The 16,738-nt window shown below is 35.3% G+C and carries 15 protein-coding genes and 1 pseudogene; 4 read left to right on the top strand and 12 right to left on the bottom strand.

Annotation, left to right across the window (positions count from 1 at the left end; genetic code table 11):
• Positions 1-31 precede the first annotated feature (31 nt).
• The 11 genes and pseudogenes from ACPF9A_RS19080 to ACPF9A_RS19130 form a co-directional block, all read right to left on the bottom strand.
• Positions 32-220, bottom strand: a pseudogene (locus ACPF9A_RS19080) (IS256 family transposase); the annotation flags it as partial.
• Positions 221-517: 297 nt separating this feature from the next.
• On the bottom strand, positions 518-3,166 hold the full coding sequence (locus tag ACPF9A_RS19085) for a contractile injection system tape measure protein (protein ID WP_423999479.1): 2,649 nt from the start codon (positions 3,164-3,166) through the stop codon (positions 518-520).
• Positions 3,166-3,351 (bottom strand): DUF5908 family protein, encoded by a 186-nt coding sequence (locus tag ACPF9A_RS19090; protein WP_423999481.1) that lies wholly within the window; start codon positions 3,349-3,351, stop codon positions 3,166-3,168. The genes ACPF9A_RS19085 and ACPF9A_RS19090 overlap by 1 nt, the downstream gene beginning before the upstream one ends.
• A gap of 36 nt (positions 3,352-3,387) precedes the next feature.
• Entirely contained in the window at positions 3,388-3,687 is a 300-nt protein-coding gene (locus tag ACPF9A_RS19095; protein WP_423999483.1) for a PAAR domain-containing protein, read from the bottom strand.
• Between the two features lie 13 nt (positions 3,688-3,700).
• Complete coding sequence (vgrG, locus tag ACPF9A_RS19100; protein ID WP_423999485.1) at positions 3,701-5,491, bottom strand: type VI secretion system tip protein VgrG; 1,791 nt, start codon at positions 5,489-5,491, stop codon at positions 3,701-3,703.
• Between the two features lie 123 nt (positions 5,492-5,614).
• The gene (locus tag ACPF9A_RS19105) at positions 5,615-6,070 is read right to left on the bottom strand and encodes a phage tail protein (protein WP_423999487.1); all 456 of its coding nucleotides are present in this window, start codon (positions 6,068-6,070) and stop codon (positions 5,615-5,617) included.
• A gap of 5 nt (positions 6,071-6,075) precedes the next feature.
• Positions 6,076-6,528, bottom strand: a complete 453-nt coding sequence (locus ACPF9A_RS19110) for a phage tail protein (protein ID WP_423999489.1) — start codon at positions 6,526-6,528, stop codon at positions 6,076-6,078.
• Positions 6,529-6,554: 26 nt separating this feature from the next.
• The gene (locus tag ACPF9A_RS19115) at positions 6,555-8,156 is read right to left on the bottom strand and encodes a phage tail sheath family protein (protein WP_423999491.1); all 1,602 of its coding nucleotides are present in this window, start codon (positions 8,154-8,156) and stop codon (positions 6,555-6,557) included.
• Between the two features lie 20 nt (positions 8,157-8,176).
• The gene (locus ACPF9A_RS19120) at positions 8,177-9,181 is read right to left on the bottom strand and encodes a hypothetical protein (protein WP_423999493.1); all 1,005 of its coding nucleotides are present in this window, start codon (positions 9,179-9,181) and stop codon (positions 8,177-8,179) included.
• Between the two features lie 85 nt (positions 9,182-9,266).
• Positions 9,267-9,839, bottom strand: a complete 573-nt coding sequence (locus ACPF9A_RS19125; RefSeq protein WP_423999495.1) for a DUF4255 domain-containing protein — start codon at positions 9,837-9,839, stop codon at positions 9,267-9,269.
• A gap of 278 nt (positions 9,840-10,117) precedes the next feature.
• The gene (locus tag ACPF9A_RS19130; RefSeq protein ID WP_423999497.1) at positions 10,118-12,019 is read right to left on the bottom strand and encodes an AAA family ATPase; all 1,902 of its coding nucleotides are present in this window, start codon (positions 12,017-12,019) and stop codon (positions 10,118-10,120) included.
• A gap of 222 nt (positions 12,020-12,241) precedes the next feature.
• Between ACPF9A_RS19130 and ACPF9A_RS19135 the strand changes: the two genes are divergently transcribed.
• Positions 12,242-12,667, top strand: a complete 426-nt coding sequence (locus ACPF9A_RS19135; RefSeq protein ID WP_423999499.1) for a hypothetical protein — start codon at positions 12,242-12,244, stop codon at positions 12,665-12,667.
• Between the two features lie 608 nt (positions 12,668-13,275).
• Positions 13,276-13,932 (top strand): recombinase family protein, encoded by a 657-nt coding sequence (locus ACPF9A_RS19140; RefSeq protein ID WP_423999501.1) that lies wholly within the window; start codon positions 13,276-13,278, stop codon positions 13,930-13,932.
• Between the two features lie 67 nt (positions 13,933-13,999).
• Here ACPF9A_RS19140 and ACPF9A_RS19145 read toward each other — a convergent pair whose 3' ends face one another.
• Positions 14,000-14,386, bottom strand: a complete 387-nt coding sequence (locus ACPF9A_RS19145) for a hypothetical protein (protein ID WP_423999503.1) — start codon at positions 14,384-14,386, stop codon at positions 14,000-14,002.
• 155 nt (positions 14,387-14,541) lie between these two features.
• Here ACPF9A_RS19145 and xerA point away from each other — a divergent pair, with 155 nt between their 5' ends.
• Together xerA and ACPF9A_RS19155 are read left to right on the top strand one after the other, a co-directional pair.
• The gene (xerA, locus tag ACPF9A_RS19150) at positions 14,542-15,633 is read left to right on the top strand and encodes a site-specific tyrosine recombinase/integron integrase (protein ID WP_424004533.1); all 1,092 of its coding nucleotides are present in this window, start codon (positions 14,542-14,544) and stop codon (positions 15,631-15,633) included.
• A gap of 57 nt (positions 15,634-15,690) precedes the next feature.
• Positions 15,691-16,629: a transglutaminase domain-containing protein gene (locus ACPF9A_RS19155; RefSeq protein ID WP_423999505.1), complete on the top strand. Its 939-nt coding sequence runs from the start codon at positions 15,691-15,693 to the stop codon at positions 16,627-16,629.
• Positions 16,630-16,738: the final 109 nt, after the last annotated feature.

The following is a 16,738-nucleotide window of genomic DNA, read 5'->3' on the forward strand; positions in this document are numbered from 1 at the left end:
AAGTTAAAAATAACGAGGGTTGGACTTTTATCTAAAGTCTGACCCTTTTTTCATAGATCGTAAGGAACTGATTTAAAATTATGCCCCAGTTCCTGATGGGTATGGACCACTTCTTGGTGGCCTACCTTGTTGTCAAATATACGGATTTCATCACCGCATCGTCTGTCGGGAAGGAGAGTTTGTTCTTGGTGTACTTTCTGATCTTCCCGTTCAGTTCGTCGGGGAACAAGGATTAGACCCAAATGAATAGAACCTCTATAGCTAAAGCGTCGGTTTAATTTTTATTCACTCACTACGATATTTATACATCTAAAAATGTATCATAAAAGGACAAACTAAGAATCTACTAAAAGAGTCCGGCAATTAACATCTTTGAAAATCAATTCTAAACTATTGGCAAAGTGTCCTATCAAATAGCCGTGCTACGCGCTATAATTTGAAAAGAAAATACTATTGTAGTTAGAAGAAATACTAATGGTTATATTTTTACTATTATTTAGTATTACTATTTGGAATATTAAATCCATTCAATATAAAGGGGTTTTTGCATCCATGGCAGCTTGATCAACGATAAGTTCCACGGAATTGAAGCCACAAGAATATCAACTGTGTTTTTTGTAATCACTAGTTTATAATGTTCTTTATCTATACTCAAAATACCTTCTCTTTGAATGAATGTCTCTTGAATTCCAATCGAAGTAGAATTTTGCATTTTAGGCCAATTCTGTATCAATCCATTCATAAGGCTGGTAATCATATTCTTTTCTTCTAGGCTAAGATTATCTATAGGTTCAAGATGTTCTGATATAGGCATGCCCACCAAAATTTTATTTAAAACCAATTCAAATTCTGGAACCTTGGTGTTGTTATTAACTAAGTATTGGAGAAGATAAATAGCCCTATTTTGTGCTGAGGGTGAAATGAACAATCCGTTTTCCATTAGGTTTAATTGTTCAAATAAGCGAGTTAAAAATGGCCAAAATATGATTAGACCTGCATTTGATACCTTTATTTCATTTTCAGAATCATTTGTGAATTTTGGTTCTGATTGGTCCCTTTTGTTACCATTGATTAAATCTTTTTCATTTACAGGTTTTTTGATCAATTTGAATAATTCTTGCGGAAAGTTTCTAATATTTGAGATGGGTGAAGTTTGAGTTTTTTCATAAACCGCCATGAGAATCGCATTCCAAGAAATGTTATGGTTTTCCTTTCTTAAAAAGGTGAAAAGCGAATTATGAAAGTTGGTGTTTTGATTAGATTGAGAACCATTACTATTAATCAAAACAAAGGAATATAGAATTTGTCTCCATTTTTGTGGGGTAATGTTTTGAAAATAAAAATAAGGCGCTAGATTTAAATAGATTTTGAGTTGATTTTTTAGAAAGGGGTCGTTAAAATGCTTTGTGTTGAGAACGTCTTTGTCTTTTAAAAAGTAAATACTCCTTTTCAAAAGTTTAAAATCTTGCTCTTCCAAATTTAAAACGGTGTCTGAAGATGTAGGTTCTTTTTCTTGGTTTAAGGTTTGGTTTTGATTAAATTTTGAGACACTATCAACCCATTTGGCTGCCAGATGTTGGTATGGTGCTATAATTTCATATAAGGTTCTTTTAAGTTCCGGGGGTAAAACAAAAGCCAGTTTACCTAAAAAGGGCGCCATATTTTCTGTTTGCATAAATATTTCTTCAAAAAGGCTTTTAGAATATGTACTTTTAATTTCAAGAGATTTTAAAACATGGTTTAAAGATTTTTCATCTGACCACCAAGGCATGTAGCTATGTTCCGCATAGAACTTTAGAATTGAAAGTTCAAAAGGTATTTGATTTTTTAAATCCAATTCATTAGAAGATTTGTTGTTTAAGGAAAGGTCTTCTGTAGGATTAAGTTCTTCAACTAAAATTCTTTCGTCATTGTCTTGTTCAATTTCTTGCAGGGTTAATAAATCATTGAGATTTTTATCATTTTGATGTTTTGATGAACCTATATGTTTTTCTGACAATAACCCTTGAGATTTTAGGATGTTTAGAAATTCGGGTGAGTCTGTGATTTTTTTTGGTAGGTATTCTTTAATATTCAGATGTATTTGATTTATAACAGTACTAGGAGCCTTTTTACCTTTTAAATGTGCTAAACTTTTCAACAAAACTTCAGAGCTAAAAATCTTAAAATCAAGTTTTATGTAATTAGCTAAATTTAATTTGATTTGAAGTTCATTGATTGATTTTTCTAAAATTTCATATACTTCTTCAAAATAATGATGTAGGTATAACCGAACGGTTTTAAGATTTTTGGTATCCATTAGTCTTTGCAACCTTCCAAAATTCAGATTGGGATTGATGTGCTTGTCATTAAAGCAATCTTCTAAAAAAGGGAATTTTTTAGCTATTAAATCGTTATAAACAGTTTTAATATCGTTTAGGTTTAACTCTTTGAACCCTTCGGGTAAATTCCCATTTAGTAAATAAAATTTAATAACCTTTTCTCTATTTTTATCAATGTCCTCATAATATTTCGTTATTATTAAATTTCCTTCTGGTAATATTGAGTTTTCATTATTCTTCTTTCTTATTTTAATTATTGGTTCTTTATTCTCTTTATTTACAAGTAGTGCTATTTCTTTTATAATGGAATCATCGTGTTGGGCAAAAAAATCGGAAAGGCGTTTCAATGCTATTTTATCATCTATATAATTTTCAATCAAACTCAGTATAATTGTGTTGGACGTATCAAAGATATTTTCATCGAGTTGGTTCAATGATTTTTTAGCATCAAACCAAATAGGAAAATACCCATTAACCATATAGAATTCAAGGGCAACTTCTAGATAATAAAAAGGGGTGTCCGCAGCTTTTAAGTTGTTGTGGATTATGGAATTCTGTAAAATACTCAATTTTGCCTCTAAGGCAGTTTCAAATGCATTTTTGATACGCTGCGCAAGTTCATGATTAAATTCATGTGCTTTAATGGTGCCAATGTCTATTTCAATGGAATCTAAATCGACGGCAACTTCTTTCGGAATTTTATGATTAATTACTTCTTCGAGTTTTGGCACTATCTGGGCGTTGAAAATAGTCTCAATGATATCGTTGCATTGAGCAGCCATTTTTTTGTTTTCATATTCGAAAACAACAATTGAGGTATTTACACTATTATCACTTTGGCTCATTAACGCCTTGATTTAGCCTCCAATTTTGATAATACCGTTTCTATACAGTCTTTTTTAATTGATGTTTTCATTTCATCTAAATATTGATATAACTCCTCCTTATTTATTGACTCTCCCTCTTGATGTTTATCCGAGTCTGTTGTAACAACTCCTCGAATTATTAATTCTTTGATAATTAATGTCATAAATTATATTTTTAATTTGAATTTTGTAGTCTAAAATCACCCACCAATCATTACCGTAGGGCAACCTAGCACAATACTACCTCCATGGGCCGTAGTATCACCCATACGAGCAGCGGGTTTACCACCAATCATTACGGTCGCAGATCCCTTAACAATACTATCTGGTGGACCTACACAGACCAGGTTATCACCCATAACCGCTGCGGGCATTTTGCCGATTAACACCGTAGGCGCACCTGGTCCGATAATTGGACCTCCCACGTGAGGAATTGGAGGTGATCCTTGAGTAACCATGGGACAAGTATGCATGTCTGTTAATCTAGCTGCAAGTGGCATATTTCTTAGTTTTTTAGTTAATCATTACCATTGCTCCTTTTACAGTGGTTTGGCCTGAAGCTGACAATTCAGCAGAGGCATTACCTTTAGCGGTAAAGGAAGTCTTTGCATTATGGGTTATACTCAATCCAACTAATGTCGCATCTGCCGTTGCGGACATAGCTAAATTAGAAGTTGCCTTTATGTTAATACTTCCATCAGCACTTAAGTTTAGATCTTTTGGTGTCTTCATCGTTATTCCTGATTCATCCATAACAATGGAATTATCGTTCATATCCTTGATGCTAATACTCTTTTCTTTATCATCAAGTACTATCGCGTTCTTATCAGGCGTTTCAATGGACAAGATTTTATCTTCATCATCAAACCTTATATTAATACCCGATTTAGAATAAATAGATTTGAATTGATTCTTTTCATCAGGAATCTCTTTAGATTTATTTTTAGCGCTGTAAAGTGACCCAATAATTATAGGGAAACGTGGGTCATCATTCGTAAATGTGAGCAGGACTTCATCACCTACTTCAGGAAAGAAGAAAAAGCCAGCATCCGCAGAAGCAAAAGGAAAAGCAATTCTGGCCCAAATACCATCTTCTTGACCAGTGCCAGAAAATGAAGGTAGCGTTACTAAAACACGAAAATTATTATCTGGATCCTCAAATGTTTTTTTTACCGTAGCAATCTGTGTACCTCGCATGGCAGATAGCAGACCAGAGGCACTGAATTCTTCAATATTTGGTAAAGAAGCGTGCGAACTTAAATCTTTTCCAACATGAAGAATAGTTAACCATTCCCCATCTTGCAAACTATGTTCTACTTTTGAGATATACGCTTTGCCATTAAAGCGAGAACTGAACTCTGATAGTTTAATAATATCACCTGCAATTATCTTTGTATTCCCAGGAATTGTAATTTTTCCCTTTACCTTATTCAATACTCCATTATTTGCCAATGACTCTAGATGTATATCCATTTCAGTTTTTGAAATGGGTGTGGAAGAATAGCTATCATAACTTTTGTTCAAAGTGGAGGATATTTTTTTTGCGGTGATATTTCCTTGATTTAAAGAGTCCTGTATTTTTATGCTGCTAGAAAGTACTTCTTGAGAATTGGCGTCCCAAGATGACATTTTATATGTGCCTGATATATTTTTACTTTCCAAGGTCAAGTCAATATCAATAACAAATTGAGACGCTTTAATTTCGTATTTTGGATTACCCGTAAAATCTATTTTTTTTATGCTTATTTTGTTTTGATAGTTATGAACTATCATATTGTTGGCTTCGGCCCGCATAACAATATAGTCCCAATCAGTACAATTATATTGTACTAAAGTCGGATGCTCGTAGTTGGTAGTATCCATATCCAAGTCAAGATTATACTTAGAAACGATACTTTTAATGGCATCTGAATCTTTCATATTCTGAAAGATGGCATTGTACCTCCCCTGGGTTAGATGAATAGCTTTGTCTTGGCAGGTAATAATTAACTGCGATTTATCTCCTTTTACCAAAAGACGTTGGGAAAGAATAATACCTTTGAAAACCTTTTTTATTTCATCGCTATAGCCCAAGGCTATTTCAATGTCATTACCAGTAATAAAATCATTACTCTCACTATTTGTAAATGATTCGCTTACCCCGATGGCTCCACCATCTTGAATAACAATTGAAGCCGATGCAATACGGTTTACCTCCATTTCAATTATTAATTCTTGAACTTCAACAGTATCCTTTATTTTACTTCCATTAATGAAAATATGAAAATCAATAATACCATCTTGTTGTTGTAAAAATTCTGCCATAGTACTTTTAGTTATAAGTGAAATATAATTCGATGCCTGTGCTTGTTAATTTCATATGCGATTTGGAATGATCAATGGATAATAGTCCTCAATTTTATGGACAATCTTAAATCATAATCATACCTAGTCTTTTTTGAAATTTCGATATTTTAAAGTCAAGGTTTCAATGGCCAAATCATTACTAGTACTGTTCAATGTTGATAATTCCCATGATATCGGATAGGCCTTAATAATACTCCAAGATGCCAAACTACCCCCATTGGCACCAAGTAGTTGCAATTTGATATCCTTAGGGTCGAATTTGAAGTCTTCGAGCGCATTTTTACACCAATTGGTAAGCTTTGAATTATGCAATAGACAACGTTTTAATACCAAGTCACTATATGTAGGGGGTTTAGGAAGGTGATGCACAAAATCATTTTCTCCTCCTTCCTTTCGTTCCTCCGTTCCTAGGGTTACCTGCAAACCCGATACCTCTTGAAAACTACAGTCCATATCAGGAAAACCTGCGAATTTTACTGCAAAATAAAATGCCGTTGGCGGCGCATAGTCAGAGCTAAAAAAATTATCCTTTGCCATATAGTTTATCCATTTGCAATAGTTAATCCCTCATGCGCTATTTCAATGGTTTCAATGGCAACCTCGCTACCATCCGATTTAAGGTCGGTAGAGGTTATCTTTGAAGGCCAAGCATTTAAAAGGGTCCAGGTCATGGTGGGGTTACCACCTTCGTCCAATAACTTGATGACCACATTTTGCCGCTCAATGGTGTTCATTTTTATTTTAACGAACCAATCCCAAAAAGCATTGTCTTTGGCAAATACCCCTTTTTTCATGGTTACCTTATTACTCTTTATCATACCGGGCATACTTATTTTTGAAAATACAGGACTATTGCCATGTCTATATTCTATAGGTTCTGATTCTATATCCAGACCACTGATTTCTTGAAATGGAATATTGGTCGTAGACCCCCAGTCAACCATAAAGTAAAACTTTGGTAAGGGCCAATTGGTGTCTTGTGCTTCTCCTGCCATAATATTTTAGTTTTTTAGATTTAAATTTATTTTTGAGATTTTTGCATTTGTTGTTGGAATGTTACTACGATAAATTCTGCCGGTCTAACGATTGCTAATTTGATTGATACCAGCATTTTTCCTTCCAAAATGTCTACAGCAGTCATTGTATTACCAAGTCCAATTTGTACATCAAAAGCATCTTCTGGTGAAGAACCTGCCAACGCTCCTTGTTTCCATTTTTCTGTTAGGAAATTAACAATCATACTTTTTACGGTTACCCAAGTATTCGCATCATTGGGTTCAAATACATAAGCTCGTAGGGCTAGTTTTATGGACTGCTCTAACATAATCATCGTTCTTCTAACGTTAATGTAGCGCCAATCAAGGCTATTACCGTCTAAAGTCCTGCCACCCCACACCAGGGTTCCTAAACCAGGGAACGTACGAATGGCATTAATCGATTTTCCTCCGATAGCATCTACATTTAGTTGTTCTTGGTCATCGTGCGATATGGTAGTAGATGGTTTTATTACTCCATTCAGGCTAATATTGGCCGGAGATTTCCAGACCCCCCTGTTATTGTCTACCTTCGTGTAAACGCCGGCCATAGCGGATGATGGAGGAAGCAAGTTTAATATCTCTCTTAATTTGGCCAGAATATTTTTATAGGTAGGGCTAGCTTCCCAAAGTCCTAGGTGTAGATTATTCTGTTGGCTCTTCTCAAACTTCTTTAGTGCCTCTTTTTTATCTGCCTCGTCCACAGATTTCTCTTTGTCGAATTTGGCTTCAATTGCAGTATCGTCTTTCGGATAGTCTTCAATAATTGCAATTGCGGCCTTTTCCTCTTCGGGCACCAATTCTTTCAAATTACTTAAGGCCTCTTCTACACTCTTACCAAAATTCATAAAGGTTATATCCCTATCGCTAACGATGTTGGTATGTAGCCAAGGGTGATAAGCTGCTGCATAATCTAAAAATGAACTGCCTATTTTTTCACGAAACACTTTCACTTTAGGGTCTAAACCATCCGAAAATTTAGACCAGTCCCCATCATAAATATCTACAATAGCTACCCTGCTCTGCATGTCGGAACAGTGTTCTAGAACTTTTTTGTACACATCATAACTTTTTTCACCTAGCTTAACGGCTTCCGGTACTATAATCATGGTCGGCTCCTGCTCCTTTTTAAGAGGTTCCAGACCAGATAAGAGTTCATCATAATCTATTTTAACACCATCGTTCTCATCAAACAATCCTACGGAAACTATATAACAGGCGCTTCCTCCATTTAGATAAAACAGCCTTAAACTATTATAAAAAATTAGGTCATGGTTATTTGTTTCAAAATCGATGGTCAAATTTTGCTTCTGATCGATTTTCATGTGATGCGGTGGAGCATCATCAGATAATTTGTCCGTTGTCTTGGCCAACTTGAATTTTGGATTGAATGCTTTGCCGAAACGTTCATGAAATTCTTGCATTGAAGTAATTCGCACTGGTTTATTCAAAAGTGATTTACCGTTGTCCGATGCTTTTTCAGTATAACCGATAAATGCAGGGATTGCAGTTTCTACCTCAACAACAGACCCAGGAAAAGCATCCTTTTCTTCGATGTATACCCCAGGTGTCTTATACGTACTAGCCATAATTTTGTTCGATTACTAGTTTATAAATAAATGTGTGAATACATGGTTTTTTTGTCTTTTCCAAAGACAAGATGTTCCGGTGCCGCTCTTGGCAATGCCTTGATGATGGGAGAGGAATTCTCATCATTCATAAGTGAATAGAAATCTTCCGAATACTCTAATAGGTCTAATTTTTCTATAGATTGAAAAACAGGATATTGAGATCCCTCGCTCGGGTTATCTGTAAGACGGGCAAAAACTTCGTTTTCTTGGCCTTTTATAACAATCGTAAGATTTTGAAAATTTTTATATATTGGATCAGCAAGAATATACCTCCAATGCGTTTTAATTGAATTAAAACTTACGATGTATTTTAGTTTCTTATCAGGTTCGAAATTTTCAAACATCTTTGATAAAAATAGTTCTACAACGGCCATTGGTTTTTTCCAGACCGGGTTAGGATTGGCATACACCTTATCAATTTCAATTTCATTTTCATATACGTGAAAACTACCTTCGTAACGGTTAGAAATTAAGTACCCATTGTCCTCAATCCATTTTATATGAATACTATCAGAAATGTCATTTTCATCTTCATCTTTAAAATGATATGTATTTATCTTTTTTAAGGTAGCCAGCATTAATGTCCCTGAGCTAAGTTTGTAAACGTCCTTTTTGCCAACGTTTATTTCAGAATGTAGATTAAGGGTTGAATTTTCAGAATTTGCTTTAGAGTTTAAATTATTGAAATACAGAACAGTGTCTGATGGATTGAAGTAAGGTAAATCTGAATAATTGATAAAATAGGGGTCGTTACAATCTATAAATATTCGCAAGGATGTGTTTTCAGAGGCGGTATCAAGAAGTTCAGGATCAACACATAATAAATGAAAACCTCCTGGGTACGGTTTTAAAATCAACCCGAAGTTTCTAAGCAAATGTTGTGATTCGGTATCAAAAGATAGCTGTATTGGTTTAAAAAGACCATCTTTAAAATAATTGTGCCTAAATTCTAAGGACAAAAGGTATTGGTAAGCTTGTTCCATAGTTGGAATTACTATTGGTTAATTTGATTTTAAAGTTTAGCGTTTTAAGCTTTACTTATGTTGTTTATTACAGCCGATATCTGGCTTATATTCTATTTTGGACACTCTCAATTGCAGGAATCTTACCAGGAATAGACTTATCTTCAAACACTAAAATATTTACTTTATAAATCAATGAAGGCGTTAATTTGCTACCAATGGCAGACCAAACCTGACTTATCTCACCGTAATCAAGAGTACAAAGTTCGAAGGTTAATTTACCTATTGAATTTTCCTTGTCTTTTATGGGCGAACAATCTAGTTTAGGGTGTACATGAAAAAAATGGATAATTGATGAAAGATAGTTTAACCCATCCAGATAATTGCCTTCGCTAAAATTGGCACAGAACATAATTTGAAAATTCAAATGTAAGGGTGCTTGTTTTTTAGCCAAGAAATTTTGACCAGCTGACACACTGCGGTTCAAGTTGTTTTTCAATGTGGTCTCCTCTGTGACATTAATAAGAAAAAATACAATACTGTTTGCAGTTTTGTCGACTACCAAACCATTGGCATTATCAAGGTTAGAAAGCACCACCTTTACATTTGTACCAGAAAATTCATTCCTGAAATGTTTTTTGAGCCTATCTCGAACATACTCTAAAACTGTATGAATCATAATTACACATTTTAGCTAATAGCATAAGCAATTGCATTCGAGGGATTGAAAATGCTTAATATATAATGGGAAAGTGCTCCTCTAAAGATAGGATTTTTTTCCTACAAAAAAATCCGTTTTGCGTATAGATATTCACAGTTTTTAAAACAAAAACCTTTAACAAACCTACTGGTTTTCAACAAAAGGATCACATGAAACTACTGTTAACGAATCAAAACTATATGCTCAAATACCAAGACAATAGGTTCTAAAGAAAACCAAATATGCCAAGAAACCCTTTAAAAAATACTTTTACCTTCCTTAATTCTTTCAATTTTCAACCCTGCTTCAATATCCTTCAATTTTATTAGGGTGTCTTTTCTACTGAGGCATTTAAGTATGCTGTAGTGTAGAATATTGATTATTGAGGCAGCAGTTAGTTCATATTCTTCTGCCAGTATATCAAGATCAATGGCATCTTCATATTCAAATTCTTGTGTCTTTGATTTTTGCCATAGAACATACCGTTGGTTCACGTTGGGTATTTCAAAATCAAGAACTAATTGAAACCTTCTAAAAAAGGCCTCATCAATGTTCTTTTTGAAATTGGAACAGATAATAACAAGGCCATCGAAATCTTCCATGCGCTGTAACAAGAAAGATACTTCTTGGTTAGCGTACCGATCATCTGAATCTGAAGTATTATTTCGCTTACCAAATAATGCATCTGCCTCATCAAAAAAAAGGATCCAGTTTTTGTTTTCGGCTAGGTCAAAAACGCGGGAGAGATTCTTTTCCGTTTCGCGAATGTATTTGGAAACGACCATGGAGAGGTCTATGCGGTACACGTCCATTTTGCAGGCCTTACCGAGTAGGGTAGCGGTAAGGGTTTTACCAGTACCTGGTGGGCCTGTAAATAGTACCTTAAAACCTGGTTTTATTTTCTTTCCAAATTGATGGTCATTTTTCAGTTGCTTTCCATATAGGGTATAGGCCTTAATTTCTTCAAGACCGTTTAATAAATGGTCTGCTACTATGAGATCCTCCCAGTCTTGTGAGGTAGTAATGCGCATGGCAGGAAAATGCGGGCTAAAATCGGGTTTGAAAACCTTACCGGTCGTTAGCAACGAAAGGTGTTCTGGTGATATGCGCAATAGGCCATAGAGTAGGGGTTCATTTGATGAGGTAGCTTCTAATGACAAGATACCTTCTTGATAAAAGAAATGGTCTTTTTCAAAAATTGGTAATAGCGCAAATCGTTTTTCCAAATCAGCACCTGCGAGTAGAAAAGCAGCCGTCTCGCCTGTGGGCAGATAGCCTTTGTGTTTGTCATAGCGAACCCCGCCGAACTCTGTAAAGGGAATATCATAGAGTTGGTTTTTCATGTACAGCATATCGAGCAACGACGGTTTTATGTGGGGGATCAAGGCCAAAATCAACACCAGTCGTTCGGCCATGCCCATTTGGTGTTTTTTAATCATTTGGGCATAGGAAGAATTTTGATTTTCAATTAAGGGTGGCGCCAGCCCATGTAATGCTGTTTCCGATTCTGACTGCTCAAAAGTGATTTTGCCACGGAGCAACAAGAGCTGTTGGAACCAATCTAATTCCTGAGTGATGGTTGGGGCATTAGTTGAATTTTCATTTTCATTCATGTTACTTACGGATATATTATTTAAGACGTCCTTTTGTTTCTGATTCAAATTATGGGCTTTAGCTCCCATAGTATTGGCCTCCTTCTCCAACCCAGCATCACCGTTTACCTGCACATTGCCCTTCAATTTCATAGTAGGCTTTACGCGCCCTTGCTTTTGTTGTACCACGTGCCAAGCTTCATGTGGCAAATGTTTTTCCTGCTCTGGAGCTAAATGGATATCAGTGCCTTGCGCAAAGGCATGGGCGTTTAGTTGGGCGGGTTGATTGGAATTGTAATGCACTTTAACATCGTCCATGGAATAGCCGGAGAGATTTTCGATACCAGACTTTAGGTTATCTGGTAGGCCGGTATTGTTCTCCTTTTTCTGTGGCGGTAATGGCTCTTTTGCAAAACTGTTGGCCATTTTTACCAGTTTTCGGTGCAACACAGTTTCAAATCTGTTGTCGTTAAATTGAGGAAGGGTTTGCCAACTATTTTTGGCCGTGGATGTATCCTGTGATTGGATATGGTTTTTCTTCCCTGAAGAATCGAATGCCTTGGTCATATTTAATGGAAATGTGGTTTGGCGATGAGACCATTATGGGAGATGGAATGGTCTACATTTCAACTAAAGATACTAAAAGAGCATATCCCTTATTATTTTTCGTTCAATTTAGAGCTAATTTTAATTTACACTTTCAGTATAATTCTGACTCTATTAATAAATTTTACCTTTATAAGATTACAGTTTGCCAAGCTGCGTTCGTGCTTTTAAAAACCAACCTATATGAAACCAATGAAAAAATCATCCCTTTGGTTAATAGCCGCTAGTGTATCATTAATTGCTATTCTGGTTATAGCCAATAAATGGGCCATTTCATTTAATGCAAATGATATTCATCACGAAAGTGATAAGTCAATTAATGTTGTTCATGACGCTAGTGAAATGGAAGCCTATTTTAAAACCTGGGAGGGTAGGGGCCAAAACAAACCGAATACTGCCATTAGGATACCTACTGGATTCTTTATACAATCTATTTCGTTTCAATCTCCTAACGAAGTAAATTTTACAGGAATCATCTGGCAAAAAATTCCGTTGGATGTAAATGATTCCATTATAGGCGGCTTTGATTTCCCTAAAGAGAAGCAAATAAAAATTTCGGCATTAAATGATGAAATCAAAACCATACAACGTAGAAGGGCGATAGGTTAGTCTTTAAGGCTAGTTTTCCGCTTGAACCTTGTTCAAACCTCAAACGGAATTGGATACCAATGTTTTCCTTTCCCTGTCCATAAAATACCCCTTACAAAGCTCTGAGCAACATTCTTCCTATATTATTAAAACTTGCGCCTGGGGGCGCTTATGGCTAGGGAAAAGAAGACAAATGTGGATTTAATAAGATGCAAGGCAGATTTTGTAATGAGCAAGGTTTATTTTGAAGGGTATTTAAACCTAAAATCATGTTGACCTTTGAGCTCTTATTACAAAAATTTTCGTTATTCGGTTTTATCTGTTTTCTATTTGTATTACTTATGGGGCTTTATCGGCTAAAACGAATGTCCAGATTGCCTTTGATTGTGTTTCTTATTGTACTCTTGGCCGTACCAGGCATAGCTGGACTTCTTTGGTTATTTGCTGCCTTTGAGGTGGCAGTTTGGGGGTGGTGGGTTAGCAAAAAGTTCAATTAAAGGGTCCTAGTTTTTGGAACTTAAACGACCGTTTTTTTGAACTTTTTATTTAAATCGAATTTCAAATAAACAGCGGTTCATTTTATCGGTATAATTTATTAGTTTATTTTTAGACCTATAAATATACTAGATATGCTTTTTGGTTATGTAAGGGTCAGCACCAAAACCCAAAATCCCAGTTTACAGATCGATGCACTTTTAAAAGAAGGTGTCACCGAGAAAAATATCTACAGGGATGTTTCCTCCGGTGCCAAGTCAGAACGGCATGACTTAGATCTGATGATTTATAAACTTAGGGAAGGAGATACGGTAATCGTCTGGAAACTGGACCGAATTGCCAGGAGTATTTCCCACCTGTTAAAATTGGTCGATCAGTTCGAGAAACTTGGTGTTAAATTCAAGAGTATTAATGACCCGTTCATTGATACGACTTCTGCGCACGGCAAATTTATAATTACACTGTTCGGTGCCGTAGCCCAACTGGAACGTGATATAATTATAGAGCGGACCACTGCCGGTCTTAAGAGTGCAAGAAGAAGGGGTATACAACTGGGTCGTAAAAAGGGGCTTGGTAAAGAAGCTAAACAAAAGGCGATGCTGGCTGCAACATATTACCAAGAGAATAAATTGCCTATTGTCGACATCATGAAATTGGTAGGTATTAAATCAAAACCTACCCTATATAAATATTTGGCTATTCAGGGCAGAAGAAATTGTAAGGAATGTGGAGTTGTATTCTGGGATCAAGCGCAAGATTTAGAAGATGCATATTGCAAACGACATTTGTAGATTCAGTGTTGATTCCGAAAACGCATAAAGAAAATCAGCAAAAAAGCAAACTTTTTTACGATCAGCCCTATAGCCCTACCGCCATATAGTCCTGCCAAATGACCAAGACATACTTTTCTTTTCCGTTATCCTTCTTGCTCAAAAATCCGTATTCGTACACAAATAGATAAACCTCTCCTTTTTGACTTTTCCAATAGTGGGTAAAAAATTTAGGATTAAATCCTAATTCCAATAACACATTAGAACGTATCGTTACCTTTCCTCCCTTGTTGTATTCCTTTAGAATCTTCCTATTGAGTTTTAGTTGATTGTCCACTTTGTTATAAAACCGTTCCGGGTTCTGTTTTTCCTTTTGGTATTGATAGGCGCTCTTACAGTGTAAGTTGCAATACTTTTTATCCGTTCTACCTGTAAGTTGCTTTTTGCAATATATACATTCATGCTGTAATCTCATCCCTGTTAAATTTAAGTGGTTGTATATGCGAACATTATTCGCTTAAGGTACGATTAAATCAATTCTATCCTATAAATTGCCCTTTTATCCATTAATTCAATAGTATGGCTTCTTCTTATACACCGCATATAAAATCCATAACCTTATATCATCTGATGATCAAGGGGCAACAGATGATAGGCATCAAATTTTCTCCGGATAGGTTGATACAAAATTTAATCAAAGGGCTACCTGACCCCAGGTGGAGTAAACGGTACAATATGGCCTATATTGAGAATACCAAAGCTAACCTTGGCATTATCTTTAACACATTTAAAGGTGAAGTTTGGATAAACTATAATCGATTCTTGACCAACAAACCATTAAAGACGACCAATGAGTCAATAGATGTGGAATGGTACCGCAAGAGAAAACCCATACCCCAATTTAGATGTTGTCCCGAAGAGTACCTTCTCAAACTTGAACTAAAAAAATATGCCAATAGCACCGTGCGCACCTATGTTTCGTTCTTTGAAATGTTTATAAATCATTATAAGCATAAGGAACTGAACGCTATTGACGAAAGGGATATTAGAGCGTTTCTTCAAAAGCTTATACATCGTAACGTATCCAATTCTTATCTAAACCAGGCAATTAATTCAATTAAATTCTATTATGAGGTAGTATTGGGCATGCCGAACAGATTTTATGAAATAGAACGTCCAAGAAAGGAGTCGAAGCTACCCAAGGTAATATCAAAGGAGGAGATCATTTCAATTATCGAGAACACCAATAATATCAAGCATAGGTGCATTGTAAAGCTTTTGTACAGTTCAGGTCTAAGAAGGAGTGAACTTTTGAACTTGAAAATTTCAGATATTGATAGTAAGCGAATGCTTTTAAGGGTAAAGGACGGTAAGGGCAATAAGGACAGGTACACCTTATTATCAAAATCCGCTTTGGATGATCTCCGTCTTTATTACAGAGAGTGGAAGCCGCAAGATTACTTATTCGAGGGAAGAAAGGCATCAAAATATACCGCAGAAAGTGTATTGAACATCGTCAAAAAATCAGCAGCAAAAGCAGGTATAAGAGATACCGTTACCCCACATGTATTACGGCACAGTTTTGCAACACATCTTTTGGAATCAGGTACAGACCTTAGACAGATTCAAGTACTTTTAGGTCATGGCTCCAGCAAGACGACCGAAATATACACCCATGTAGCGACCAATACTTTTAAGAAAATTAAAAATCCATTAGATTAGTGTTTCTAAAATAGAAATATAGTAACTTGTTACTATATACAATTGTTACCACCAATTATGAAAAAAGTATATTTCATATTAATCTTTCTAGTTCTTTTCCATAATCATAGCTTTTCTCAGAACGATTCTATTTCTACTTTAGTTCAAAAAGCTAATTCGCTCAACGTCACCATGTATGAGCTAGTTGATTACGCTAAAGAGAATATTGAAACAGAAATTGACCAAGCTCGCTTTTTTTATCAATGGATTGGGACAAATATTAAATATGACTATAAAATGTTATATGATGTAAATAATGGAGCGATAACTAATGACAGTTTTTTTAACAGTCAAAAATACTTTTGGGTTTATGAAACGAGAAAAGGAGTTTGCGCTGGATATGCAAATCTTTTTAAGTGGTTTATGGACAACTTGGATATCGAGTGCTCTATAATTGTTGGTTACATTAGAGATGAAAGAAACAAATATGTTAGTCTTGCCTTAGATTTTGAATTTAGCCATGGTTGGAACGCGGTTAGAATAAATGATAAATGGATTTTAGTAGATTCAACTTGGGGCACATCAGGAGACCCATCTGTATCAGAGTTTTATTTCAACATGAAACCTGATTTAGCAATAATAACTCATTATCCAGAAGATTCTAAGTGGCAATTATTGGAAAAACCATTGACATTAGAAAAATTCAATAAATCAAAATTCGTGAAACCAATATGGTTTTTTGTAGGTTTTTCGGACATTCCACAATTGAAAACCGACAAGGATTTTTATTATTTTGTTTATAAATCCAACGAAAATATGGATTGGGGAATAAACCTAATGATTAGCGAAGACAATTTGACTTTCCACTCAATTGAAGATGTATTGGTAATTAAGCAAGACGGTTTCACATATGTTCGATTTGACAAAACAAAAATACCAGAAAAAGCATTCTATAAAGTTAATCTGCTTCAATTCGATTATCCAGTTCATTTAGATGTAATAAACTTCAAAACGTAAATAACTGGTGGTAACAATGCCTATAATTAATGTGGGGTTTAGGTTTTTACACCAAGGTCTGTGTATATTTATGAGGTCGCAAAATCTTTGGGATTTTGCTTTGGACAAG

The organism is Maribacter sp. IgM3_T14_3 (assembly GCF_049603095.1).
Lineage (GTDB): Bacteria > Bacteroidota > Bacteroidia > Flavobacteriales > Flavobacteriaceae > Maribacter.